The sequence below is a fragment of the Streptomyces sp. NPDC015242 genome (assembly GCF_043079125.1).
GTDB lineage: Bacteria > Actinomycetota > Actinomycetes > Streptomycetales > Streptomycetaceae > Streptomyces.
Genome location: NZ_JBIBUF010000006.1, coordinates 332,265 through 351,586 on the forward strand (window position 1 = coordinate 332,265; position 19,322 = coordinate 351,586).

17 protein-coding genes are annotated in these 19,322 nt (G+C 72.3%); 6 read left to right on the forward strand and 11 right to left on the reverse strand.

The window, feature by feature from the left end; genetic code table 11:
• Positions 1-179: 179 nt before the first annotated feature.
• The 10 genes from ACF07N_RS22020 to ACF07N_RS22065 all read right to left on the reverse strand — a co-directional run bounded on the left by ACF07N_RS22020 (position 180) and on the right by ACF07N_RS22065 (position 11,026).
• Positions 180-1,178 (reverse strand): sugar phosphate isomerase/epimerase family protein, encoded by a 999-nt coding sequence (locus tag ACF07N_RS22020; protein ID WP_392115471.1) that lies wholly within the window; start codon positions 1,176-1,178, stop codon positions 180-182.
• Positions 1,179-1,192: 14 nt separating this feature from the next.
• On the reverse strand, positions 1,193-2,404 hold the full coding sequence (locus tag ACF07N_RS22025; RefSeq protein WP_383321645.1) for a Gfo/Idh/MocA family protein: 1,212 nt from the start codon (positions 2,402-2,404) through the stop codon (positions 1,193-1,195).
• Between the two features lie 55 nt (positions 2,405-2,459).
• Entirely contained in the window at positions 2,460-3,506 is a 1,047-nt protein-coding gene (locus ACF07N_RS22030) for a substrate-binding domain-containing protein (RefSeq protein ID WP_383321648.1), read from the reverse strand.
• 17 nt (positions 3,507-3,523) lie between these two features.
• The gene (locus ACF07N_RS22035; protein WP_383584944.1) at positions 3,524-4,543 is read right to left on the reverse strand and encodes an ABC transporter permease; all 1,020 of its coding nucleotides are present in this window, start codon (positions 4,541-4,543) and stop codon (positions 3,524-3,526) included.
• On the reverse strand, positions 4,540-6,057 hold the full coding sequence (locus ACF07N_RS22040) for a sugar ABC transporter ATP-binding protein (protein ID WP_392115476.1): 1,518 nt from the start codon (positions 6,055-6,057) through the stop codon (positions 4,540-4,542). The genes ACF07N_RS22035 and ACF07N_RS22040 overlap by 4 nt, the downstream gene beginning before the upstream one ends.
• A 137-nt stretch (positions 6,058-6,194) precedes the next feature.
• A complete protein-coding gene (locus ACF07N_RS22045) occupies positions 6,195-7,376 on the reverse strand; it encodes an ROK family protein (RefSeq protein WP_392115479.1) in 1,182 nt (393 codons plus the stop codon).
• Positions 7,377-7,663: 287 nt separating this feature from the next.
• The gene (locus ACF07N_RS22050) at positions 7,664-8,341 is read right to left on the reverse strand and encodes a GntR family transcriptional regulator (RefSeq protein WP_392115482.1); all 678 of its coding nucleotides are present in this window, start codon (positions 8,339-8,341) and stop codon (positions 7,664-7,666) included.
• A 156-nt stretch (positions 8,342-8,497) separates the two neighbouring features.
• Positions 8,498-9,436, reverse strand: a complete 939-nt coding sequence (locus tag ACF07N_RS22055; protein ID WP_392115485.1) for a beta-ketoacyl-ACP synthase III — start codon at positions 9,434-9,436, stop codon at positions 8,498-8,500.
• A gap of 149 nt (positions 9,437-9,585) precedes the next feature.
• Entirely contained in the window at positions 9,586-9,726 is a 141-nt protein-coding gene (locus ACF07N_RS22060; RefSeq protein ID WP_392115487.1) for a hypothetical protein, read from the reverse strand.
• Complete coding sequence (locus tag ACF07N_RS22065; protein ID WP_392115489.1) at positions 9,695-11,026, reverse strand: OFA family MFS transporter; 1,332 nt, start codon at positions 11,024-11,026, stop codon at positions 9,695-9,697. The genes ACF07N_RS22060 and ACF07N_RS22065 overlap by 32 nt, the downstream gene beginning before the upstream one ends.
• 196 nt (positions 11,027-11,222) lie before the next feature.
• On the opposite strand from ACF07N_RS22065, the gene ACF07N_RS22070 reads away from it, so the two are divergent.
• Genes ACF07N_RS22070 through fdhD form a run of 5 tightly spaced genes read left to right on the forward strand, consistent with a single transcriptional unit; the run spans position 11,223 to position 17,662 of the window.
• Positions 11,223-12,194, forward strand: a complete 972-nt coding sequence (locus ACF07N_RS22070; protein WP_383321672.1) for a 2-dehydropantoate 2-reductase — start codon at positions 11,223-11,225, stop codon at positions 12,192-12,194.
• Entirely contained in the window at positions 12,191-14,110 is a 1,920-nt protein-coding gene (locus ACF07N_RS22075) for a molybdopterin oxidoreductase family protein (protein WP_392115491.1), read from the forward strand. The genes ACF07N_RS22070 and ACF07N_RS22075 overlap by 4 nt, the downstream gene beginning before the upstream one ends.
• A 6-nt stretch (positions 14,111-14,116) precedes the next feature.
• Positions 14,117-15,949, forward strand: a complete 1,833-nt coding sequence (locus ACF07N_RS22080; protein ID WP_392115493.1) for an NADH-ubiquinone oxidoreductase-F iron-sulfur binding region domain-containing protein — start codon at positions 14,117-14,119, stop codon at positions 15,947-15,949.
• Positions 15,946-16,806, forward strand: a complete 861-nt coding sequence (locus ACF07N_RS22085; protein ID WP_392115495.1) for a 2Fe-2S iron-sulfur cluster-binding protein — start codon at positions 15,946-15,948, stop codon at positions 16,804-16,806. The genes ACF07N_RS22080 and ACF07N_RS22085 overlap by 4 nt, the downstream gene beginning before the upstream one ends.
• 7 nt (positions 16,807-16,813) lie before the next feature.
• The gene (gene fdhD / locus ACF07N_RS22090; protein WP_392115498.1) at positions 16,814-17,662 is read left to right on the forward strand and encodes a formate dehydrogenase accessory sulfurtransferase FdhD; all 849 of its coding nucleotides are present in this window, start codon (positions 16,814-16,816) and stop codon (positions 17,660-17,662) included.
• Positions 17,663-17,760: 98 nt separating this feature from the next.
• On the opposite strand, the gene ACF07N_RS22095 is transcribed toward fdhD, so the two are convergent.
• Positions 17,761-18,195 carry a MarR family winged helix-turn-helix transcriptional regulator gene (locus ACF07N_RS22095; protein ID WP_383338802.1) on the reverse strand — a complete coding sequence of 145 codons (435 nt, stop codon included), beginning with the start codon at positions 18,193-18,195 and terminating at the stop codon, positions 17,761-17,763.
• Between the two features lie 104 nt (positions 18,196-18,299).
• Here ACF07N_RS22095 and ACF07N_RS22100 point away from each other — a divergent pair, with 104 nt between their 5' ends.
• Positions 18,300-19,217, forward strand: coding sequence for a zinc-binding alcohol dehydrogenase family protein (locus ACF07N_RS22100; protein WP_392115501.1), 918 nt, complete (start codon positions 18,300-18,302; stop codon positions 19,215-19,217).
• The last annotated feature ends 105 nt before the right edge of the window (positions 19,218-19,322 follow it).

Sequence of the window (19,322 nt, forward strand, 5' to 3'; positions counted from 1 at the left end):
GAGGTGGGTGTGTCCTGAACACTTCAAGGACGGTAACCGCCTCCGTCCGGGGCGAACACCCCTTGTGCCAGGTTCGGTTCAGCTTTCTCCCAGCGCAGGACAAAGCGGTTTCCGGGCAGGTCGGAGGGGGGACCGGCACGGGCGCCGGTCCCCGCCCCGGACCTGGCCGGGTGGGCGGTTCAGCTGTTGAACGCGGCGTCGAACGACGCGCTGGGCGGCTCGAAGTCGAAGGCCTTGAGGCGGGTCAGCGCCTCGGGCGCCCCCTGGAGCCGGTCCATTCCGGCGTCCTCCCATTCGACGGAGACCGGGCCCTGGTAGTCGATGGAGCGCAGCATCCGGAAGACGTCCTCCCAGGGCACGTCGCCGTGCCCCGCGGAGACGAAGTCCCAGCCGCGCCGCGGGTCGCCCCAGGGCAGGTGGGAGCCGAGCCGGCCGTTGCGTCCGTCGAGGCGTTTGCGGGCCTCCTTGCAGTCGACGTGGTAGATGCGGTCGCGGAAGTCCCACAGGAACCCGACCGGGTCCAGGTCCTGCCACACGAAGTGCGAGGGGTCGAAGTTGAGCCCGAAGGCGGGGCGCCGGTCGACGGCTTCGAGGGCCTTCTGGGTGGTCCAGTAGTCGTAGGCGATCTCGCTGGGGTGGACCTCGTGCGCGAACCGCACGCCCTCGGCGTCGAAGACGTCCAGGATCGGGTTCCAGCGGTCGGCGAAGTCCTGGTAGCCGCGCTCGATCATGGCGTCGGGGGCGGGCGGGAACATGGCGACCAGATGCCAGATGGCGGAGCCGGTGAAGCCGATGACGGTGTCGACGCCGAAGGCGGCCGCGGCCCGCGCGGTGTCCTTCATGCGCGCGGCGGCCCGCTGCCGGACCCCCTCCGCGTCGCCGTCGCCCCAGATCGCGTCCGGCAGGATCGCCTGGTGGCGCTCGTCGATGATGGCGTCGCAGACGGCCTGGCCGACCAGGTGGTTGGAGATCGCCCAGCACTTCAGGCCGTACTTGTCGAGCAGCTGGTGCCTGGACTCCAGGTACGAGGGGTCGTTCAGCGCCTTGTCGACTTCGAAGTGGTCTCCCCAGCAGGCGAGTTCGAGACCGTCGTAGCCGAAGTCACGGGCCAGGCGGCAGACCTCCTCCAGGGGCAGGTCCGCCCACTGGCCGGTGAAGAGCGTGAAGGTGCGCGGCATGGAAAGGGGCCTCCTCAGACCGCGATCGGTGTGTAGACGGAGTTCTTCTCGGCGCTCTCCTCCACGGCGGCGAGCACCCGCTGCACCTGGAGCCCGTCCGTGAAGGACGGGTCGGGGCGGCGGCCCTCGGCGATGGCGTGGACGAGGTCGCGGGCCTGGTGGACGAAGGTGTGCTCGTAGCCGAGGCCGTGGCCCGGCGGCCACCAGGCCTCCAGGTAGGGGTGGTCGGGCTCGGTGACGAGGATGCGGCGGAAGCCCGCCTCGGCGCCCGGCTCGGTGGCGTCGTGGAAGGACAGCTCGTTGAGCCGCTCCAGGTCGAAGGCGAGCGCGCCGCGTTCGCCGTTGAGCTCGATGCGCAGGGCGTTCTTGCGGCCGGTGGCGTAGCGGGTGGCTTCGAAGGTGGCGATCGCGCCGGAGGGGAAGCGGGCCGTGAACAGGGCCGCGTCGTCCACGGTGACCTCGCCCTTCCCGGCGGCCGAGACGGAGGACAGCCCGCTGCTGGCGCCGGTGGGCAGCGGCCGCTCCCGCACGAAGGTCTCCGTCATGGCGGACACGCCGGCCAGCGGCTCCCCCACGAGGTACTGCGCGAGGTCGATGATGTGCGCGCCCAGGTCACCGAGCGAGCCCGAGCCGGCCTGCTCCTTGCGCAGCCGCCAGGTCAGCGGGAACTCGGGGTCGACCAGCCAGTCCTGGAGGTAGGTCACGCGCACGTGCCGCAGCCGGCCGAGCCGGCCCTCGGCGACCATCCGGCGGGCCTGGGCGGTGGCGGGCACCCGGCGGTAGTTGAAGCCGACCATTGCCACCTGCCCCCGCCGGTACGCCTCCTCGGCCGCCCGGGCCATCGAGGTGGCCTCCTCGACGGTGTTGGCGAGCGGCTTCTCGCACAGGACGTGCTTGCCGGCCGCGAGGGCCGCGAGGGCGATCTCGGCGTGGCTGTCGCCGGGGGTGCAGATGTCGACCAGGTCGACGTCGTCCCGGGCGACGAGGGCACGCCAGTCGGTCTCGACGGACGCCCAGCCGTGCCGGTCGGCCGCCGCCTGCGCGGCGGTACGGTCCCGGCCGCAGATCACGGCCTGCACGGGGTTCAGCGGCAGATCGAAGACGCGGCCCGCGGTGCGCCAGCCCTGGGAGTGGGCGGCGCCCATGAAGGCGTAGCCCACCATCCCCACGCGCAGGGGTGGCTTGCCTGCCTCGGTCCCATCTGACGGCGCTTGCGGCTGTCCCATACGGGTGTCCTCCTCGTCCTGGTCGGGGTGGCGCACGTGGGGGGTGCGGGCGGGATCACTGGAAGCCGGTCGGCATGTACTGGTCGACGTTGGTCTTGTCGACGACGGCCGAGTAGAGCGTGAGGGACGCCGGGATCTCGAACTCGGCCATGCCGCCGATGCCCTTGCCCTGGCCGAGGGCGCGGGCCAGGTCGATCGCGGAGGCGGCCATGGTCGGCGGGTACAGCACCGTCGCCTTGAGTACGCCGTCGTCCTTCTTGATGGCCTGGAAGGCGGACAGGGCGCCCGCGCCGCCGACCATCAGGAAGTCGTCGCGCCCGGCCTGCTCGATGGCGCGCAGCGCGCCGACGCCCTGGTCGTCGTCGTGGTTCCACAGCGCGTCGAACTTCGACTGCGCCTGGAGCAGCTGGGCCATCTTCGCCTGCCCGGACTCGACGGTGAACTCGGCGGCCTGGCGGGCGACCTTCTTGATGTTGGGGTAGTTCTTCAGCGCGTCGTCGAAGCCCTTGGTGCGCTGCTTGGTGAGCTCCAGGTTGTCCAGGCCGGCCAGCTCGATGACGCGGGCGTCGGGCTTGTCCTTGAGCTTCTCGCCGATGTAGTGCCCGGCGTTGAGGCCCATGCCGTAGTTGTCGCCGCCGATCCAGCAGCGGTAGGCCTGCGGGGTGTTGAAGATCCGGTCGAGGTTGACCACCGGGATGCCCGCGCGCATCGCCTTCAGGCCGACCTGGGTGAGGGCCTTGCCGTCGGCGGGGAGCACGACCAGGACGTCGACCTTCTTGTTGATGAGGGTCTCGATCTGGCCGATCTGCTGGGCGGTGTCGTTGGAGCCCTCGGTGATCTCCAGGGTGACGTCGGAGTACTTCTCGGCGCGGTTCTTGGCGTTGTCGTTGATGGCGTTGAGCCAGCCGTGGTCGGCCTGCGGTCCGGCGAAGCCGATGGTGACCTGCTTGCCGGGCTTGTCGTCGGCGGCCGGCTGGTTGTTGCCCGCCGGCTCGTCCTTGGACTCGGACGGCTCGTTGCTGGTGCAGCCCGTGATGAGGGCACCGGCGGAGACGGCGGCGGCTCCGAAGAGCAGTCCTCTGCGGCTCGTGATCTCTGGCATGGCGGTGAACCCTTTCCTCAGGTCGTGCTCGCGGTACGGCGCTGGACCAGCACGGCGGCGACGATGATCGCGCCCTTGGCGATCTGCTGGACGTCGCTCTGCAGGTTGTTCAGGGCGAAGATGTTGGTGATGGTGGTGAAGATCAGGACGCCGAGGACGGAGCCGGTGATGGTGCCCCGGCCGCCGGTGAGGAGGGTGCCGCCGATGATGGCGGCGGCGATGGCGTCGAGTTCGTAGAGGTTGCCGTTGGTGTTCTGGCCGGATCCGGACAGGACGATCAGCAGGAAGGCGGCGATGCCGCAGCACAGCCCGGACAGCAGGTAGAGGTAGAGCCGCTGGCGGCGGACGTCGATGCCGGCGAGCCGGGCGGCCTCCGGGTTGCCGCCGACGGCGACGGTGCGGCGCCCGAAGGTGGTGCGGTTGAGCACCAGCCAGCCGATGACCGTGACGACGGCGAACACCAGGACCAGCGGCGGGATGCCGAGGACGTAGGCGTCGCGCTCGCCGAGGTCGAGCACGGACGGCACGGTGACGATCTGCGTCTTGCCGTCGGTGATCTGCAGGGCGAGGCCCCGGGCGGAGGCCAGCATGGCGAGGGTGGCGATGAACGGCACCATCGCGCCGTAGGCGATGAGCACCCCGTTGACCAGGCCGCAGCCGACTCCCACGACGATCGCCGTGAAGAGGATGCCGGCGAAGCCGTACTCCTGGGTGGCGACGGTCGTGGCCCACACCGAGGCGAGGGCGACGATCGCGCCGACCGACAGGTCGATGCCGCCGGAGACGATGACGAAGGTCATGCCGACGGTGACGACGCCGATGACGGACGCCTGGGTGAGGACGAGTTGCAGGTTGCGGGTGTCGAGGAACTCGTCGGGCTTGGTGATGCCGCCGATGAGGACCAGCGCGGCGAGCACGCCGAGCAGGGACAGGGTGCGGACGTCGGCGCGGAACAGCAGGCCGCGCCAGGCCGGGGGCTGGGCCTGGGGCACCTTGTCGGTGCTGCTGTCCAGCGGCGGGGAGACGGGCTGCGTCATGACGCCGGGCTTCCTTCCATGACCAGGTCGAGTACGCGGTGTTCGTCGAGTTCGCGCGCGGGTGCCGTGTGGACGACCCGGCCCTCGCGCAGCACCAGGACGCGGTCGGCGAGGCCGAGCACCTCGGGCACCTCGCTGGAGACCAGCAGCACCGCGAGGCCCTCGTCGGCGAGGCGGCGGATGACCGCGTAGAGCTCGGCGCGGGCGCCGACGTCGACGCCGCGGGTGGGTTCGTCGAGCAGCAGCACCTTGCAGCCGCGCAGCAGCCAGCGGGCCAGGACGGCCTTCTGCTGGTTGCCGCCGGACAGGGTGCGCACGGGCACCGACGGGTTGTCGGGCCGGAGCGACAGTTCGCGGGTGGCGGCCCGGGCGGCGCCGAGTTCGGCGCCCCGGTCGATCCAGCCGCCGCGCGAGAAGCGGGACATGGAGGAGACCGACACGTTGCGGGTGACGGACTCCAGCATCAGCAGGGCCTGCGCCTTGCGTTCCTCGGGGGCGAGCCCGAGTCCGGCCCGGACGGCCGCCCGGACGCTGCCCGGCTTCAACGGCCGCCCGTCGACCAGCACCTGACCGGTCGTCGGTTTGCGGGCGCCGTAGACGGTCTCCAGGATCTCGGAGCGGCCCGAGCCGACGAGTCCGGCGAGGCCGACGATCTCACCCGGCCGCACGTCGAGGTCGAGCGTCTCGAACTCCCCCTCGCGCGAGAGCCCTCGGACCCGGAGCACGGGTTCCGCGGCCGGCGGGGAGGCGGGCCGGTCCGGGAAGACGTACTCGACGTTGCGGCCGGTCATCAGGGCGACGACGTCCCGGGTCGGGGTCGACTTCGCGGGCAGTCCGTTGGCCACGGCCCGGCCGTCCTTCAGCACGGTGACCCGGTCGCCGATGCGGCGGATCTCCTCCAGGCGGTGGGAGATGTAGACGACGGCGACGCCCGCGGCGGTCAGGTCGCCGACGATGCGGAAGAGGTTGTCGACCTCGTCCGGGTCGAGGGCGGCGGACGGCTCGTCCATCACGATGAGCCGCACGTCGTGGGAGAGCGCACGGGCCATCGACACGATCTGCTGCTGGGCGGCGGAGAGCTCCCCGACCAGACGGCCCGGGTCGATCTCGCCGTGGCCGAGCCGCTTGAGCAGCGCGGCCGTCGACGCCTTGGCCGCCTTGCCCCGGACGACGAACCCGGCGGCGGTCGGCTCGTGTCCGAGGTGGACGTTCTCGGCGACCGACAGGTGTTCCACCAGGTCGAGTTCCTGGTAGATGGTCGCGATGCCGAGACGCATGGCGGCGATCGGCGAGCGCAGGGTGACGTCCTCGCCGCGCCAGCGGATGGTTCCGGTGTCGGGCTGGTGGGCACCGGCCAGGACCTTGATGAGGGTGGACTTGCCGGCGCCGTTCTGGCCGAGGAGGCAGTGCACCTCGCCGGCGAGGACGTCGAGGTCGACGCCGTCGAGGGCCCGGACTCCGGGGAAGGACTTGGTGATGCCGGACATGCTGAGCAGCGGTGGTTCTGGTGCCATGCGGATTCCCCTTGGCGGGCGCGGGCCGGTGTCAGGGCAGGGCAGAGCAGGGAGCTGGGCTGGTGCGGCCGTGCTGAGGTGGGTACTCGGGTGCGTGGTGCCGAGGTGCGTGCTTCGGGACGTGCCGGGGTGCGTGCTTACGCGGGTGAGAACAGGTGGTCACTGATCAGCCGGGCCGCGCCGGTGACGCCGGCGGCGGGTCCGAGCTCGCCCAGGACGATGGGCAGGTTGCCGGTCGCGAGGGGCAGCGACTGGCGGTAGACCTGGGTGCGGATCGCGGCGAGCAGGGTGTGGCCGAGGCCGGTCACCCCGCCGCCGATCACCACGAGGCCCGGGTTGAAGAAGCTGACCAGGCCGGCGATGACCTGGCCGGTGCGGTTGCCGCCCTCGCGGATCAGTTCGAGGGCGGTGGCGTCACCGGCGGCGGCGGCCGCGGCGACGTCGACGGCGCTCAGGGCGCCGTTGGTGTCGAGACGTGACGCCAGTTCGGCCGAGAGCCCCTGCTGGGCGGCCTCCAGGGCGTCACGGGCGAGGGCGGCGCCGCTGAAGTGGGCCTCCAGGCAGCCCCGGTTGCCGCAGGCGCACGGGCGGCCGTCGGGAACGGCCTGGATGTGCCCGATGTCCCCGGCGCTGCCGGTCGTGCCGCGGTAGACCTCACCGCCGACGACGATGCCGCAGCCGATGCCGGTGCCGATCTTGACGCAGAGGAAGTCGGCGACGGTGCGGGCGACGCCCGCGTGCTGCTCCCCCATCGCCATCAGGTTCACGTCGTTGTCGACCATGACCGGGCAGCCGAGTTCCTGGCTGAGCGCCTCCCGCACGGGGAAGCCGTCCCAGCCGGGCATGATCGGCGGTGCCACCGGGATGCCCTCGGGGAAGCGGACCGGGCCCGGGACGCCGATGCCGGCGCCGTCGAACCCCTCCGCGAGCCCGGAGGCCCTCAGCTTCGCGGCCATGGCCAGGACCTGCTCGAAGATCGCGACCGGGCCTTCGCGCACGTCCATGGGGTGGTTGATGTGCCCGAGGGTCTCCAGCTCGGCGTTGGTGACGGCGACGTCGACCGAGGTCGCGCCGATGTCGACGCCGAGGAAGCGGAGTTCGGGGTTGAGCCGGATGTTGTGGGAGCGGCGGCCACCGCGCGAGGCGGCGAGTCCGTCGGCCACGACCAGCCCCGTCTCCAGCAGCCGGTCCACCTCCACGGCGAGCTTGGACCGCGAGAGGTCGACCTGGTCGCCCAGCTGGGCGCGGGAGTTGGGGCCACCGTCGCGCAACAGCTTGAGCAGTCGGGCCTGATGGGCGTTCCCGGGTCGTGCCGTCATGCGTCTCACGAGCCCCTCCCCGCCTGTATCGGCCTGTGCGCGCCGGTTTTCCGCCACCTCGGTGGCTTGCTTTCGGAGGGAACGTAGCAGTGGCTGCCGGGAGTGGGAAGAAGTCGCGCAGGAATTGGCCCCCACTTTTTCCACTCAGAGGACAAAGACGGGTTCGGGACCCTCCGCCGCGCGCGTGTCCCGGCAGGGCCGCGCACCGGAGAAGGGCACGCCGACGGCCCGGACCGCGCAGGCGTCCGGGCGTTGCGGATCAGGCGGTGCCGCCGGCCGGCCGTGCCCTACGAGCGTGCCCGTGCGTGGTACGACCGCCGCGTGTGCTCGGTGTGTTCCCGCATCAGCTGGGTGGCCCGCTGCTCGTCGCGGGCGGCGACGGCGGCGATGAGTTCGCGGTGCTCGATCCAGGACTGGTGGCCGCGCTGGCGGGCCACCGGCGTGTAGTACCAGCGCACGCGCCGGTCGACCTGGGCGGCGAGTTCGGCGAGTACCGTGTTGCCGGCCAGCTCCATGATCGTGGCGTGGAAGCGCGCGTTCATGGCGACGGCCCCGTCCACGTCGTCGGCCTCGACGGCCTTCTCGCCCTCCGCGCACAGCGCTTCGAGGGTGGCGATGCCGGCCTTGCCGGCGTTGGCGGCGGCGAGCCGGGCGGCCTCGGCCTCCAGGAGCGTACGGACGGTGAGGAGCTGGTCGGCCTCCTCCTCCGTCGGCTCGTGCACGAACGCGCCCTGGGCGGGCCGCAGATCGACCCACCCCTCGGTGTTGAGGCGCTGCAGCGCCTCGCGCACCGGCTGCCGGGAGACCCCCAGGTGCCCGGCGAGCTCACTCTCGACCAGGTGCTGGCCGGGCTGCAGGGCGCGGGTGGTGATGAGTTCGAGGAGGGCCTCGTAGACGCGGTCACGCAGCGGACCCGGGCGTTCCAGCTTGGGTACCGCCCCTTGGGGCAGGCCTGTCGACAGCATCGCGGTCCCCCTCCTCGGCAGGGCCGTGCACGGCGCGGCCGACGCCGGTGTCGCCGCAGAATCAGTATCGATTGTCTTTCGTCTACAGTCTACGGCGCACAGGGGCCAGGGTTTCGGGGAGTCGGCCGCGTCACACCCCCTGCGGCGGACGGCGGTTCAGGGGCAGCGCACGACCTGCCCGGCGTAGGAGAGGTTGCCGCCGAAGCCGAACAGCAGGACCGGGTCGCCCGTGGTGATCTCGCCCCGCTCGACCAGCTTGGAGAAGGCCAGCGGGATGCTCGCCGCCGAGGTGTTGCCGGACTCGGTGACGTCCCGGGCGACGACGGCGTTGACGGCGCCGATCTTCTCGGCGAGGGGCTCGATGATGCGCAGGTTGGCCTGGTGCAGCACGACAGCGGCGAGGTCCGCGGGCTCCAGCCCGGCCCGCTCGCACGCCCGGCGCGCGATGGGCGGCAGCTGGGTCGTCGCCCAGCGGTAGACGCTCTGCCCCTCCTGGGCGAAGCGCGGCGGGGTGCCCTCGATGCGTACGGCGTTGCCCATCTCGGGCACCGAGCCCCACAGCACGGGCCCGATGGCCGGCTCGTCCGCGGCCTCCACCACCGCGGCCCCGGCCCCGTCCCCGACGAGTACGCAGGTGGTGCGGTCGCTCCAGTCGGTCACCTCGGACATCTTGTCGGCGCCGATGACCAGGGCACGGGCCGCGCCTCCCGCGCGCACGGCGTGGTCGGCGGTGGCGAGGGCGTGGGTGAAGCCGGCGCACACCACGTTGAGGTCCATGGTGGCGGCCTGCGGGACGCCGATCCGGGCGGCGACCCGGGCGGCCATGTTGGGCGAGCGGTCGACGGCGGTGGAGGTGGCGACCAGCACCAGGTCGATGTCGGCCGGGGCCAGCCCGGCCGCCGCGAGGGCCTTGGCGGCGGCGTGCGCGCCCAGCTCGTCGACCGGCTCGTCGGGGCCGGCGATGTGGCGGGTGCGGATGCCCACCCGGCTCCTGATCCACTCGTCAGTGGTGTCCACCAGGCCCGCCAGGTCCTCGTTGGTGAGCACCTTGGCGGGCTGGTAGTGGCCGACGGCGGCGATGCGCGAGCCGTTCATTGGGTGGGTCCCCCTCGTTGCCTTGGGTAGCGGGTCCACCAGTCTGATCAGTGACTCGCGGGTACGACGGCAGCCGAGGCGACAGGAAACGGCCGCCCCGGTTGTCGGCTTCTGTCAGGAGCCCGGACGCCCGGACACCTGTCGAACGGCTACCCGGTGAACAGCTGCGTCGCCTTGCGGACCAGCTCGTACAGCCCGTACGTGAGCGGGACCCCGACCCACACCCAGGCCAGGGCGATCAGCCACCGCCGGTCGGGGCTAGGCGGGTTCTGACTGCTGTCGCTCGGCATGAGCGGCCTCCCTGGGGGCGGGGACGTGGTGACGCGGTGCGACGGGCCGGACGAGTTCGTTGGCGACGAAGCCGACGACGAGCAGGCCGATCATGATGACGAACGACAGGCCGTACAGGGACGCGCCGTGCCGGCCCGCCTCCTCCTGCCGGTCGGCGATCCAGTTCACGATGAGCGGCCCGAGCACCCCGGCCGTGGACCAGGCGGTGAGCAGCCGCCCGTGGATGGCCCCGACCTGGTAGGTGCCGAAGAGATCCTTCAGGTACGCCGGGATCGTGGCGAAGCCGCCTCCGTAGAAGGAGAGGATGACGAGCGCGCACAGGACGAACAACGGCTTGGAGGAGTCGCCGAACAGGGCGATCAGGGTGTACATGAGCGCGCCGGCGCCGAGGTAGACACGGTAGATGTTCTTGCGCCCGATGAGGTCGGAGGTCGACGACCAGCCGATGCGCCCGGCCATGTTCGCCGCCGACAGCAGCGCGACGAAGCCGGCGGCGGCGGTCACCGAGACCGGCGTGGAGGTGTCCGCGAAGAAGTCGGTGATCATCGGAGCGGCCTTCTCCAGGATGCCGATGCCGGCGGTGACGTTCATGCAGAGCACGATCCACAGGCACCAGAACTGGGGGGTGCGGACGGCCTGGTTCGCCGAGACCTGCGGGCCGGTGGTGAGCCCCGGCCCGCTCGCCGCCTGCTGCCGCTCGCGCGGCACCCGGACCAGCAGCACGCCCAGCAGCATGAAGACGGCGTACGACAGCCCGTGCACCAGGAAGGCCAGCGCGATGCCGGAGCTGCCGGACCCGAAGGACTCCAGCATCCGGGCGCTCCAGGGCGAGGCGATGAGCGCGCCGCCGCCGAAGCCCATGATGGCGATGCCGGTGGCCATGCCGGGCCGGTCCGGGAACCACTTGATGAGGGTGGAGACCGGGGAGATGTAGCCGATGCCGAGGCCGATGCCGCCGACGAAGCCGTAGCCGAGGACGATCAGCCAGTACTGCTCCAGGGACGCGCCCAGCGCGGAGAGCAGGAATCCGGAGGAGAAGCAGACCAGGGCGACGGTCATCGCCCAGCGCGGGCCCTTGCGCTCCACGAGGGTGCCGCCGAACGCGGCGGACAGGCCCAGCATGACGATGCCCAGCTGGAAGGGCAGCGCGCTCTGGGTGCCGCTGAGCCCGAGCGCGGACTCCAGGGGCGGCTTGAACACGCTCCAGGCGTAGGCCTGGCCGATGGAGAGGTGGACGGACAGAGCGGCGGGCGGGACGAGCCAGCGGCTCCAGCCCACGGGCGCGACGGGGGGACTCATGAACCCCGGACGGTAGGGATCCGCAGGGTGGTTGAGAAGGCGGCGCGTCGACCGTATGCGGTGAGCGGTACGCGAGCTGCGCCGAACGGTCACCGCACGGACTCTTGCCGCCCCAACTTCCATACTGTAGACAATATTTCGTCGACACAGTCTCGGCAGTTCCTCGGTACCCTCGACCGAACGGAGCTCCCTCCTTATGAAAGTCGCAGTTCTCGGCGCCGGTGCCATCGGCGCCTACGTCGGCGCCGCGCTCCACCGCGCGGGTGCCGAGGTGCATCTCATCGCCCGTGGACCGCACCTGGCGGCCATGAGGCGGCACGGAGTGCGGGTGCGCAGCCCGCGCGGCGACTTCACCGCGCACCCGCACGCGACCGACGACCCGGCCGAAGTCGGCCCGGTCGACTACGTCTTCCTGGGCCTGAAGGCCAACGCGTACGCGGCGTGCGGGCCGCTGATCGCGCCGCTGCTGCACGACACCACGGCGGTCGTCGCGGCCCAGAACGGCATCCCCTGGTGGTACTTCCACCGGCACGGCGGCCCCTGGGATGGCCACCGGATCGAGAGCGTGGACCCGGACGGCGCGGTCAGTGCGGTGCTCGCGCCCGAACGGGCCGTCGGCTGCGTCGTCTACGCGGCGACCGAGCTCGAAGGCCCGGGCATCGTGCGGCACCTGGAAGGCACCCGGTTCTCCGTCGGCGAGCCAGACCGCAGCCGCTCGGCGCGCTGTCTGGCCTTCGGCGAGGCCATGCGGGCGGGCGGCCTGAAGTGCCCGGTGGAACCGGACCTGCGCAACGACATCTGGCTCAAGCTGCTCGGCAACATCTCCTTCAACCCGATCAGCGCGCTGGCCCGCGCGACCATGCGGCAGATGTGCCTGCACGGCGGCACCCGCCGGGTCATCGAGATCATGATGACCGAGACGCTGGCGGTCGCCGGGGCCCTGGGCTGCGAGGTCGGGGTCTCCATCGAACGCCGGCTGGCGGGCGCCGAGCGGGTCGGCGACCACCGCACCTCCACGCTCCAGGACCTGGAGCGCGGCAAGCCGCTCGAACTCGACGTGCTGCTCGCGGCGGTCGTCGAACTGGCGGAGATCACCGGCGTGGAGGTGCCCACCCTGCGCACCGTGCACGCCATCTCGGACCTGCTCGCGCTGAGGAGCGCCGCATGAGGAAGCGTGAACCGAAGACCTACACCCGACTCACCCACCCTCTCGTGCGGGACTCCCGGGACCAGCCGTTCCGGCGGGCGAGCTGGGAGGAGGCCCTGGACCGGGCGGCCCGGGGGCTGGAGCGCCACCGCGGCGCCTTCGGCATGTTCTCCTGCGCCCGCGCCACCAACGAGATGAACTACGTGGCGCAGAAGTTCGCCCGGGTCGTCATGGGCACCAACAACGTCGACTCCTGCAACCGCACCTGCCACGCGCCGAGCGTGGCGGGCCTGTCGGCGGCGTTCGGCTCGGGCGGCGGGACGTCGTCGTACGAGGAGATCGAGCACACCGACGTCATCGTGATGTGGGGCTCCAACGCCCGTTTCGCGCACCCGATCTTCTTCCAGCACGTGCTGAAGGGCATCAGGAACGGGGCGCGGATGTACGCCGTCGATCCGCGCCGGACGTCGACCGCCGAGTGGGCGGAGAGCTGGCTCGGGCTGAACGTCGGCACGGACATCCCGATGGCGCACGCGATCGGCCGCGAGATCATCCACGCGGGCCTCGTCGACGAGGCGTTCGTCGAGCGGGCCACCACCGGCTTCGAGGAGTACAAGGCCCTGGTCGAGCCGTGGACCCTGTCCCTCGCCGAGAAGGTGACGGGCGTGCCGGCGGCGGCGATCCGGGAGCTGGCCCACGCCTACGCCCGGGCCGGGCGCGCCCAGTTGTGCTGGACCCTCGGCATCACCGAGCACCACAACGGCACCGACAACGTCCGCGCCCTGATCAACCTGTCCCTGCTCACCGGGCACGTCGGCCGCTGGGGCTCGGGCCTGCAGCCGCTGCGCGGGCAGAACAACGTGCAGGGCGGCGGCGACATGGGCGCGATCCCCAACCGTCTGCCCGGTTTCCAGGACATCCTCGATCCCGGCACCCGGCGGAAGTTCGAGTCGGCCTGGGACACGGTCATCCAGCCGCACTACGGCCTGAACCTCACCGAGATGTTCGAGGCCATGGAGGACGGCACCTTGAGGGCCGTCTACTGCATCGGCGAGAACCCGGCCCAGTCCGAGGCCGACAGCGAGCAGGCCGTACGGCGGCTGCGGGCGCTCGACTTCCTCGTCGTGCAGGACATCTTCCTGACGAGGACGGCCGAGCTGGCGGACGTGGTGCTGCCCGCCACGGCCGGCTGGGCGGAGACCGAGGGCACCACCACCAACAGCGAACGCCGGGTCCAGCGCGTGCGCCGGGCCGTCGCCCCGCCCGGCGAGGCCCGCGAGGACATCGACATCCTCTGCGACCTCGCCGCCCGCCTGGGCCACGACTGGAAGTACGCCGACGCCGAGACCGTGTGGAACGAACTGAGGTCGGTCTCCCCCGACCACTACGGCATGACGTACGCGCGCCTCGAGGAGCACCAGGGCATCCAGTGGCCCTGCCCGAGCACCGACGGACTGGAACCGACCTACCTGCACGGCCGGTTGTGGGACCCCGACCCGGCGCGGCGCGGGCGGCTCGCGCCGTTCGGGATCGTGCAGCACGACCCGCCGGTGGACCTCACCGACGAGCGGTACCCGATCCGGCTCACCACCGGGCGGCGCCTCGACTCGTACAACACCGGTGTGCAGAGCGGCGGTTACGCCTCCCCGTTGCGCCGCGGCGAGTACATCGAGCTGTCCCCGGAGGACGCCGAGCGGTACGGGGTCGTCGTCGGCGAGGAGGTCCAGGTGACCTCGCGGCGCGGGTCGGTGACGGCGCCGGTGTGGGTGGACCCCGCGCTGCGGCCCGGGCTCGCCTTCATGACCATGCACTTCCCGGACGAGGTGGACACCAACGCGCTGACGATCGAGGCGAACTGCCCGATCGCGGGGACGGCGGAGTTCAAGGCGTCGGCGATCCGGATCGAGAAGCTGCCCATCGCGACCACCGTGGGGTGACGCACCGTGGACCTGCACTTCGGCGACAGCAAACCGACGGACGAGGAACGGGCGGCCGTGGACGCCCTGCTCGGGCCCCCGGAGTCCTCCTGGGAGGGCGCCGCCCGCGACGAGATGCGGGCCGCCGACCTGAGGTGGGCCCGGGGCGGACGCGAGGCCCGGGACCGCCGCGACCTGCTGCTGCCGGGGCTGCACGCGATCAACGACCGGGTCGGCTGGATCAGCGGCGGCGCCCTGGACTACCTGTGCCGGCGGCTGACGGTGCCGCCGGCGGAGGCGTACGGCGTCGCCACCTTCTACGCGATGTTCTCCGTGCAGCCGCGCCCGGCGACCGTGCTGCACGTGTGCACGGACCTGGCGTGCGCGGCGGCCGGGGCGCCCGGGCTGTGCTCCGGGATCGAGGAGCGGCTGGGCCCCGGCAGCGGGGTGAGCGTGCAGCGCAGCCCCTGCCTGGGCCTGTGCGAACGCGCCCCGGCGGCACTCGCGATCAGGGCCGGGGACCCGGTCCGTACGGCGGTGTCGGCGCCGGCGACCGTCGCGGGGGCCGTCCTCGCCGCGAGCGCCCCCGACTCGGCGCCGGAGGAGCCCCCGGCCGCGCTGGCGGTGCCCCAGGCCGGGCAGGACGGCCTGATGCTGCTGCGCCGGGTCGGTGTGGCCGACCCGGCGTCCCTCGACGACTACCGCGCCCACGGGGGTTACGCGGCCCTGCGCCGGGCGTTCGAGCTGGGCCCGGCGGGCGTCATCCGGGAGGTCACCGACTCGGGCCTGGTCGGGCGAGGCGGGGCCGCCTTCCCCACGGGCCGCAAGTGGCAGGCCACGGCGTCGCAGCCGGACCGCCCGCACTACCTGGTCTGCAACGCCGACGAGTCCGAGCCCGGCACCTTCAAGGACCGGGTCCTGATGGAGGGCGACCCGTACGCGCTCATCGAGGCGATGACGATCGCCGGGTACGCGACCGGTGCCCACCGGGGTTACCTGTACCTGCGCGGCGAGTACCCGCGCGCCCTGCGCCGACTGGAGCACGCGATCGCCCGGGCTCGCGCCCGGGGGCTGCTCGGCGACGACGTCCTCGGGCAGGGGTACGCCTTCGACATCGAGATCCGGCGCGGGGCGGGCGCCTACATCTGCGGTGAGGAGACGGCCCTGTTCAACTCCATCGAGGGCTACCGCGGCGAGCCCCGCTCCAAGCCGCCGTTTCCGGTGGAGAAGGGCCTGTTCGGCAAGCCGACGGTCGAGAACAACGTCGAGACGCTGGTCAACGTGCTGCCGATCCTGACGATGGGCGCCCCCGCGTACGCCGCGATCGGCTCCGGGCGCTCGACCGGACCGAAGCTGTTCTGCGTGTCGGGGAGCGTGGAGCGGCCCGGTGTGTACGAGGTGCCGTTCGGGGCGACGCTCGGTGAGCTGCTCGCGCTCGCCGGGGTGCGGGACGGGCTGCGGGCGGTGCTCCTCGGCGGCGCGGCCGGCGGCTTCGTCCGGGCCGACGAGCTGGACGTCCCGCTCACCTTCGAGGGCACGCGCGAGGCCGGCACGACCCTGGGCTCCGGAGTCGTCATGGCCTTCGACGACACCGTGCCCCTGCCCCGGCTGCTGCTGCGCATCGCCGAATTCTTCCGCGACGAGTCGTGCGGGCAGTGCGTGCCCTGCCGGGTCGGGACCGTGCGGCAGGAGGAGGCGCTGCACCGGATCGCGGAGCGCACGGGTGCCGCCGCCGCGGACGACATCGCCCTGCTCAGGGAGGTGGGCCGCGCCATGCGGGACGCCTCCATCTGCGGTCTGGGGCAGACCGCGTTCAACGCCGTGGAATCCGCCATCGACCGTCTGGGGGCGTACGAATGACCGTCACACCGCTGGGGATCCCGCGCCGGATGCTGGAGTTCACGCTCGACGGCCAGGAGGCCCGGGTCCCGGAGGGCTCGACGATCCTCGACGCCTGCCGGGCGGCGGGCAAGGACGTCCCGACCCTGTGCGAGGGCGACACGCTGCGGCCGAAGAACGCCTGCCGGGTCTGCGTCGTCGAGGTCGAGGGGGCGCGCACCCTGGTCCCGGCCTGTTCCCGCAAGGCCGAACCGGGCATGGAGGTCCGCACGGACACCGAGCGCGCCCGGCACAGCCGGAAGATCGTCCTGGAGCTGCTCGCGTCCTCCGTCGACCTGTCCACCACGCCCCGGGTCGCCGGGTGGCTCAAGGAGTACGAGGCCGAACCGGACCGCTTCGGCCCGGACGCGGCCCGGCTCGGCGAGGAGCCCCGGGTCGACAACGACCTGTACGTGCGCGACTACGACAAGTGCATCCTCTGCTACAAGTGCGTCGACGCCTGCGGCGACCAGTGGCAGAACACCTTCGCGATCTCGGTCGCCGGGCGCGGTTTCGACGCCCGGATCGCCGTCGAGCACGACGCGCCGCTGACCGACTCGGCGTGCGTGTACTGCGGTAACTGCATCGAGGTGTGCCCGACGGGCGCGCTGTCGTTCAAGTCGGAGTTCGACATGCGCGCGGCGGGTACCTGGGACGAGTCGCGGCAGACGGAGACGACCACGGTGTGCGCGTACTGCGGAGTGGGCTGCAACCTGACGCTGCACGTGCAGGACAATGAGATCGTCAAGGTCACCTCGCCGCACGACAACCCGGTGACCCACGGCAATCTCTGCATCAAGGGCCGCTTCGGCTACCAGCACATACAGAACCGGGACTGATCAGGACATGGGACGAGTCACGGAACGACGCAAGGTGCTCCGCATCCGGGACGGGGCCGTCTCCAGCCGCCCCGACACGCTCGTCGCCGAGGAGCCCCTGGAGATCAGGCTCAACGGCAAGCCCCTGGCGATCACCATGCGCACCCCGGGCGACGACTTCGCGCTGGCGGCGGGCTTCCTGGTGAGCGAGGGCGTGCTGGGCGGGCAGCGGGACCTGCGGAACATCGTCTACTGCGCCGGGGCGACGGCCGACGGCTCGAACACGTACAACGTCGTCGACGTGCAGACGGCCCCGGACGTGGTGATCCCCGACATCACGCTGGAGCGCAACGTCTACACCACCTCGTCCTGCGGCCTGTGCGGCAAGGCGTCCCTGGACGCGGTGCGCACCACGGCCCGCTGGCCCGTCGCCGACACCCCTCCGGTCCGGGTCGCGCCCGAGCTGCTGGCGGACCTGCCCGACCGGCTGCGCGCGGCCCAGCGGGTCTTCGACCGGACCGGCGGTCTGCACGCGGCGGCCCTGTTCTCCGAGGAGGGCGAGCTGCTGGACGTCCGGGAGGACGTGGGCCGGCACAACGCGGTCGACAAGCTGGTCGGCCGTGCCCTGCAGAACGGGGAACTGCCGTTGTCGCGGGCGGTCCTGCTCGTGTCGGGCCGGGCCTCCTTCGAGCTGGCGCAGAAGGCCGTGATGGCCGGCATCCCGGTCCTTGCGGCGGTCTCCGCGCCGTCCTCGCTCGCGGTGGACCTGGCCGCCGAGACGGGTCTGACGCTGGTCGGCTTCCTGCGGGGCAGCTCCATGAACGTGTACGCGGGTGAGGACCGGATCGCCCTGCGGGCCGCGGCCGCCCAGGGCTGAGCAGGTTCGCCCCGCTGCACGGCGGCGGGGCCCCGGCCGGCGGGGAGCGCCCCCTGCGCCGCAGGGGCCCCGTCTCGGCCTTGTGCCCGCCGGGACCGTCAGCCCGTGCCGGATATGCGCCGCAGCATGCCCGTGAACTGCTCCCGCTCGGCCGCCGACAGCGGGGCGAGCAGCTCGTCGTTGGCCGCCCGGGCCGCCTTCTCGCAGCGCTTCAGCAGCCGGGTGCCCCGTTCGGTGAGGGAGACCGCGTTCTTGCGGCGGTCCCGCGGGTCCGGCTCGCGCACCACCAGGCCCGCCGCCTGGAGGTCGTTGAGGATGCCGACCAGGTCCTTGGGGTCGAGCCGCACCGCGCGGCCGAGGTCGGCCTGGGCGACGGGCGCGAGGTCGCGGACGGCCGACAGCACGACGTGGTGCCACATCCGCATGTCCTCGTCGGCCAGTGCCTCGGCCACCAGGGCCCGGCCCCGGGCGGCGGCGCGGCCGAGCAGCCAGCTGGGCAGGGAGCGGATCGCGGGGAGAGGGGCTTCCGACATGGCCGCAGCCTAACCAAGTGATCGTTGGTTCTCCCTATGATCGTCCTATACCGTTGGTGGTCCCCATGAGTTCATGGGGACCACCAACGACATCCGGAGGTGCGATGCGCCGCGTCCGCTGTGAATCCCGAGGCGGCCCCCTGCTCCTGGAGGAGGCGCCGGTCCCCGAGCCCGGCCCCGGGGAACTGCTCGTGCGCGTGGAGGCGGTCGGCGTCACGCTCCCGGTCGTCCGCAAGGTCGTGGAAGCGGCGGAACCGGTCCCGCTCGGCGGCGAGATCGCCGGGGAGGTCACCGCCGTGGGCGAGGGCGTCACCGGTTTCGGGCCGGGCGATCGCGTGACCGGGCTCTGCTGCGGCCACGGCTACGCCGACTTCGCGCTGCTGCACGAGGCGATGGCCTCCCCCGTCCCGCGCGACGCGAGCGCCGTCACCGCCGTCGCCCTGGTCCGCAGCGGCCTGGCCGCCCTCGGCGCCCTGGAGGCGGCCCGGCCGGAGCCGGGTGAGGCGGCCCTGGTCACCGCCGCGGCGAGCGGCGTCGGCCATCTGGCCGTGCAGCTGGCCGGGACGCGCGGCGCCGGACGGGTCGTGGGCGCCGTCTCCGACCCGGCCAAGGCCGGCTTCGTGCGCGGCCTCGGCGCCGACCACGTCATCACGTACGGCGACGACAGCTGGGGCACCCCGGTCGACTACGTCCTCGACGCGGTCGGCGGCGCCCTGCTCACCCCCGCGCTGCACGCGCTCGCCCCCGGGGGACGGCTCGTGGCCTACAGCTCGGGCGGCGGCGCCGTCCAGGCGTACGACCTGCTCGTGGGCGCCAAGTCGGTCATCGGCTTCCAGATGGCCCGGATCGCCCGCGCGAGGCCCGAGCTGTACGAACAGTGGCGTGAGGAGCTGTGGCGCCTGTACGCGGCCGGCGAGATCCGCCCGTGTGTGCACGGGGAGTTCGCCCTGGAGGACGCGGCGAAGGCGCACGGGGAGATCGAGGCGCGGGCCAACCTGGGCAAGGTCGTCCTGATCCCCTGACGCACGGTTCTTGTGGGGGGTCCGAGAAGCCAAGTACCGTCTGTGACCCGCCTCTCGGGACATGGGATGTCCGGATGACCGGATGTCTTCCCGCCCGTTGCCGGT

What these genes read in the sequence shown, in the direction of transcription:
- ACF07N_RS22020 (WP_392115471.1), bottom strand. Translation starts at nt 1,178, where the DNA reads ATGCCGCGCACCTTCACGCTCTTCACCGGCCAGTGGGCGGACCTGCCC.
- ACF07N_RS22025 (WP_383321645.1), bottom strand. Translation starts at nt 2,404, where the DNA reads ATGGGACAGCCGCAAGCGCCGTCAGATGGGACCGAGGCAGGCAAGCCA.
- ACF07N_RS22030 (WP_383321648.1), bottom strand. Translation starts at nt 3,506, where the DNA reads ATGCCAGAGATCACGAGCCGCAGAGGACTGCTCTTCGGAGCCGCCGCC.
- ACF07N_RS22035 (WP_383584944.1), bottom strand. Translation starts at nt 4,543, where the DNA reads ATGACGCAGCCCGTCTCCCCGCCGCTGGACAGCAGCACCGACAAGGTG.
- ACF07N_RS22040 (WP_392115476.1), bottom strand. Translation starts at nt 6,057, where the DNA reads ATGGCACCAGAACCACCGCTGCTCAGCATGTCCGGCATCACCAAGTCC.
- ACF07N_RS22045 (WP_392115479.1), bottom strand. Translation starts at nt 7,376, where the DNA reads ATGACGGCACGACCCGGGAACGCCCATCAGGCCCGACTGCTCAAGCTG.
- ACF07N_RS22050 (WP_392115482.1), bottom strand. Translation starts at nt 8,341, where the DNA reads ATGCTGTCGACAGGCCTGCCCCAAGGGGCGGTACCCAAGCTGGAACGC.
- ACF07N_RS22055 (WP_392115485.1), bottom strand. Translation starts at nt 9,436, where the DNA reads ATGAACGGCTCGCGCATCGCCGCCGTCGGCCACTACCAGCCCGCCAAG.
- ACF07N_RS22060 (WP_392115487.1), bottom strand. Translation starts at nt 9,726, where the DNA reads ATGCCGAGCGACAGCAGTCAGAACCCGCCTAGCCCCGACCGGCGGTGG.
- ACF07N_RS22065 (WP_392115489.1), bottom strand. Translation starts at nt 11,026, where the DNA reads ATGAGTCCCCCCGTCGCGCCCGTGGGCTGGAGCCGCTGGCTCGTCCCG.
- ACF07N_RS22070 (WP_383321672.1), top strand. Translation starts at nt 11,223, where the DNA reads ATGAAAGTCGCAGTTCTCGGCGCCGGTGCCATCGGCGCCTACGTCGGC.
- ACF07N_RS22075 (WP_392115491.1), top strand. Translation starts at nt 12,191, where the DNA reads ATGAGGAAGCGTGAACCGAAGACCTACACCCGACTCACCCACCCTCTC.
- ACF07N_RS22085 (WP_392115495.1), top strand. Translation starts at nt 15,946, where the DNA reads ATGACCGTCACACCGCTGGGGATCCCGCGCCGGATGCTGGAGTTCACG.
- fdhD (WP_392115498.1), top strand. Translation starts at nt 16,814, where the DNA reads ATGGGACGAGTCACGGAACGACGCAAGGTGCTCCGCATCCGGGACGGG.
- ACF07N_RS22095 (WP_383338802.1), bottom strand. Translation starts at nt 18,195, where the DNA reads ATGTCGGAAGCCCCTCTCCCCGCGATCCGCTCCCTGCCCAGCTGGCTG.
- ACF07N_RS22100 (WP_392115501.1), top strand. Translation starts at nt 18,300, where the DNA reads ATGCGCCGCGTCCGCTGTGAATCCCGAGGCGGCCCCCTGCTCCTGGAG.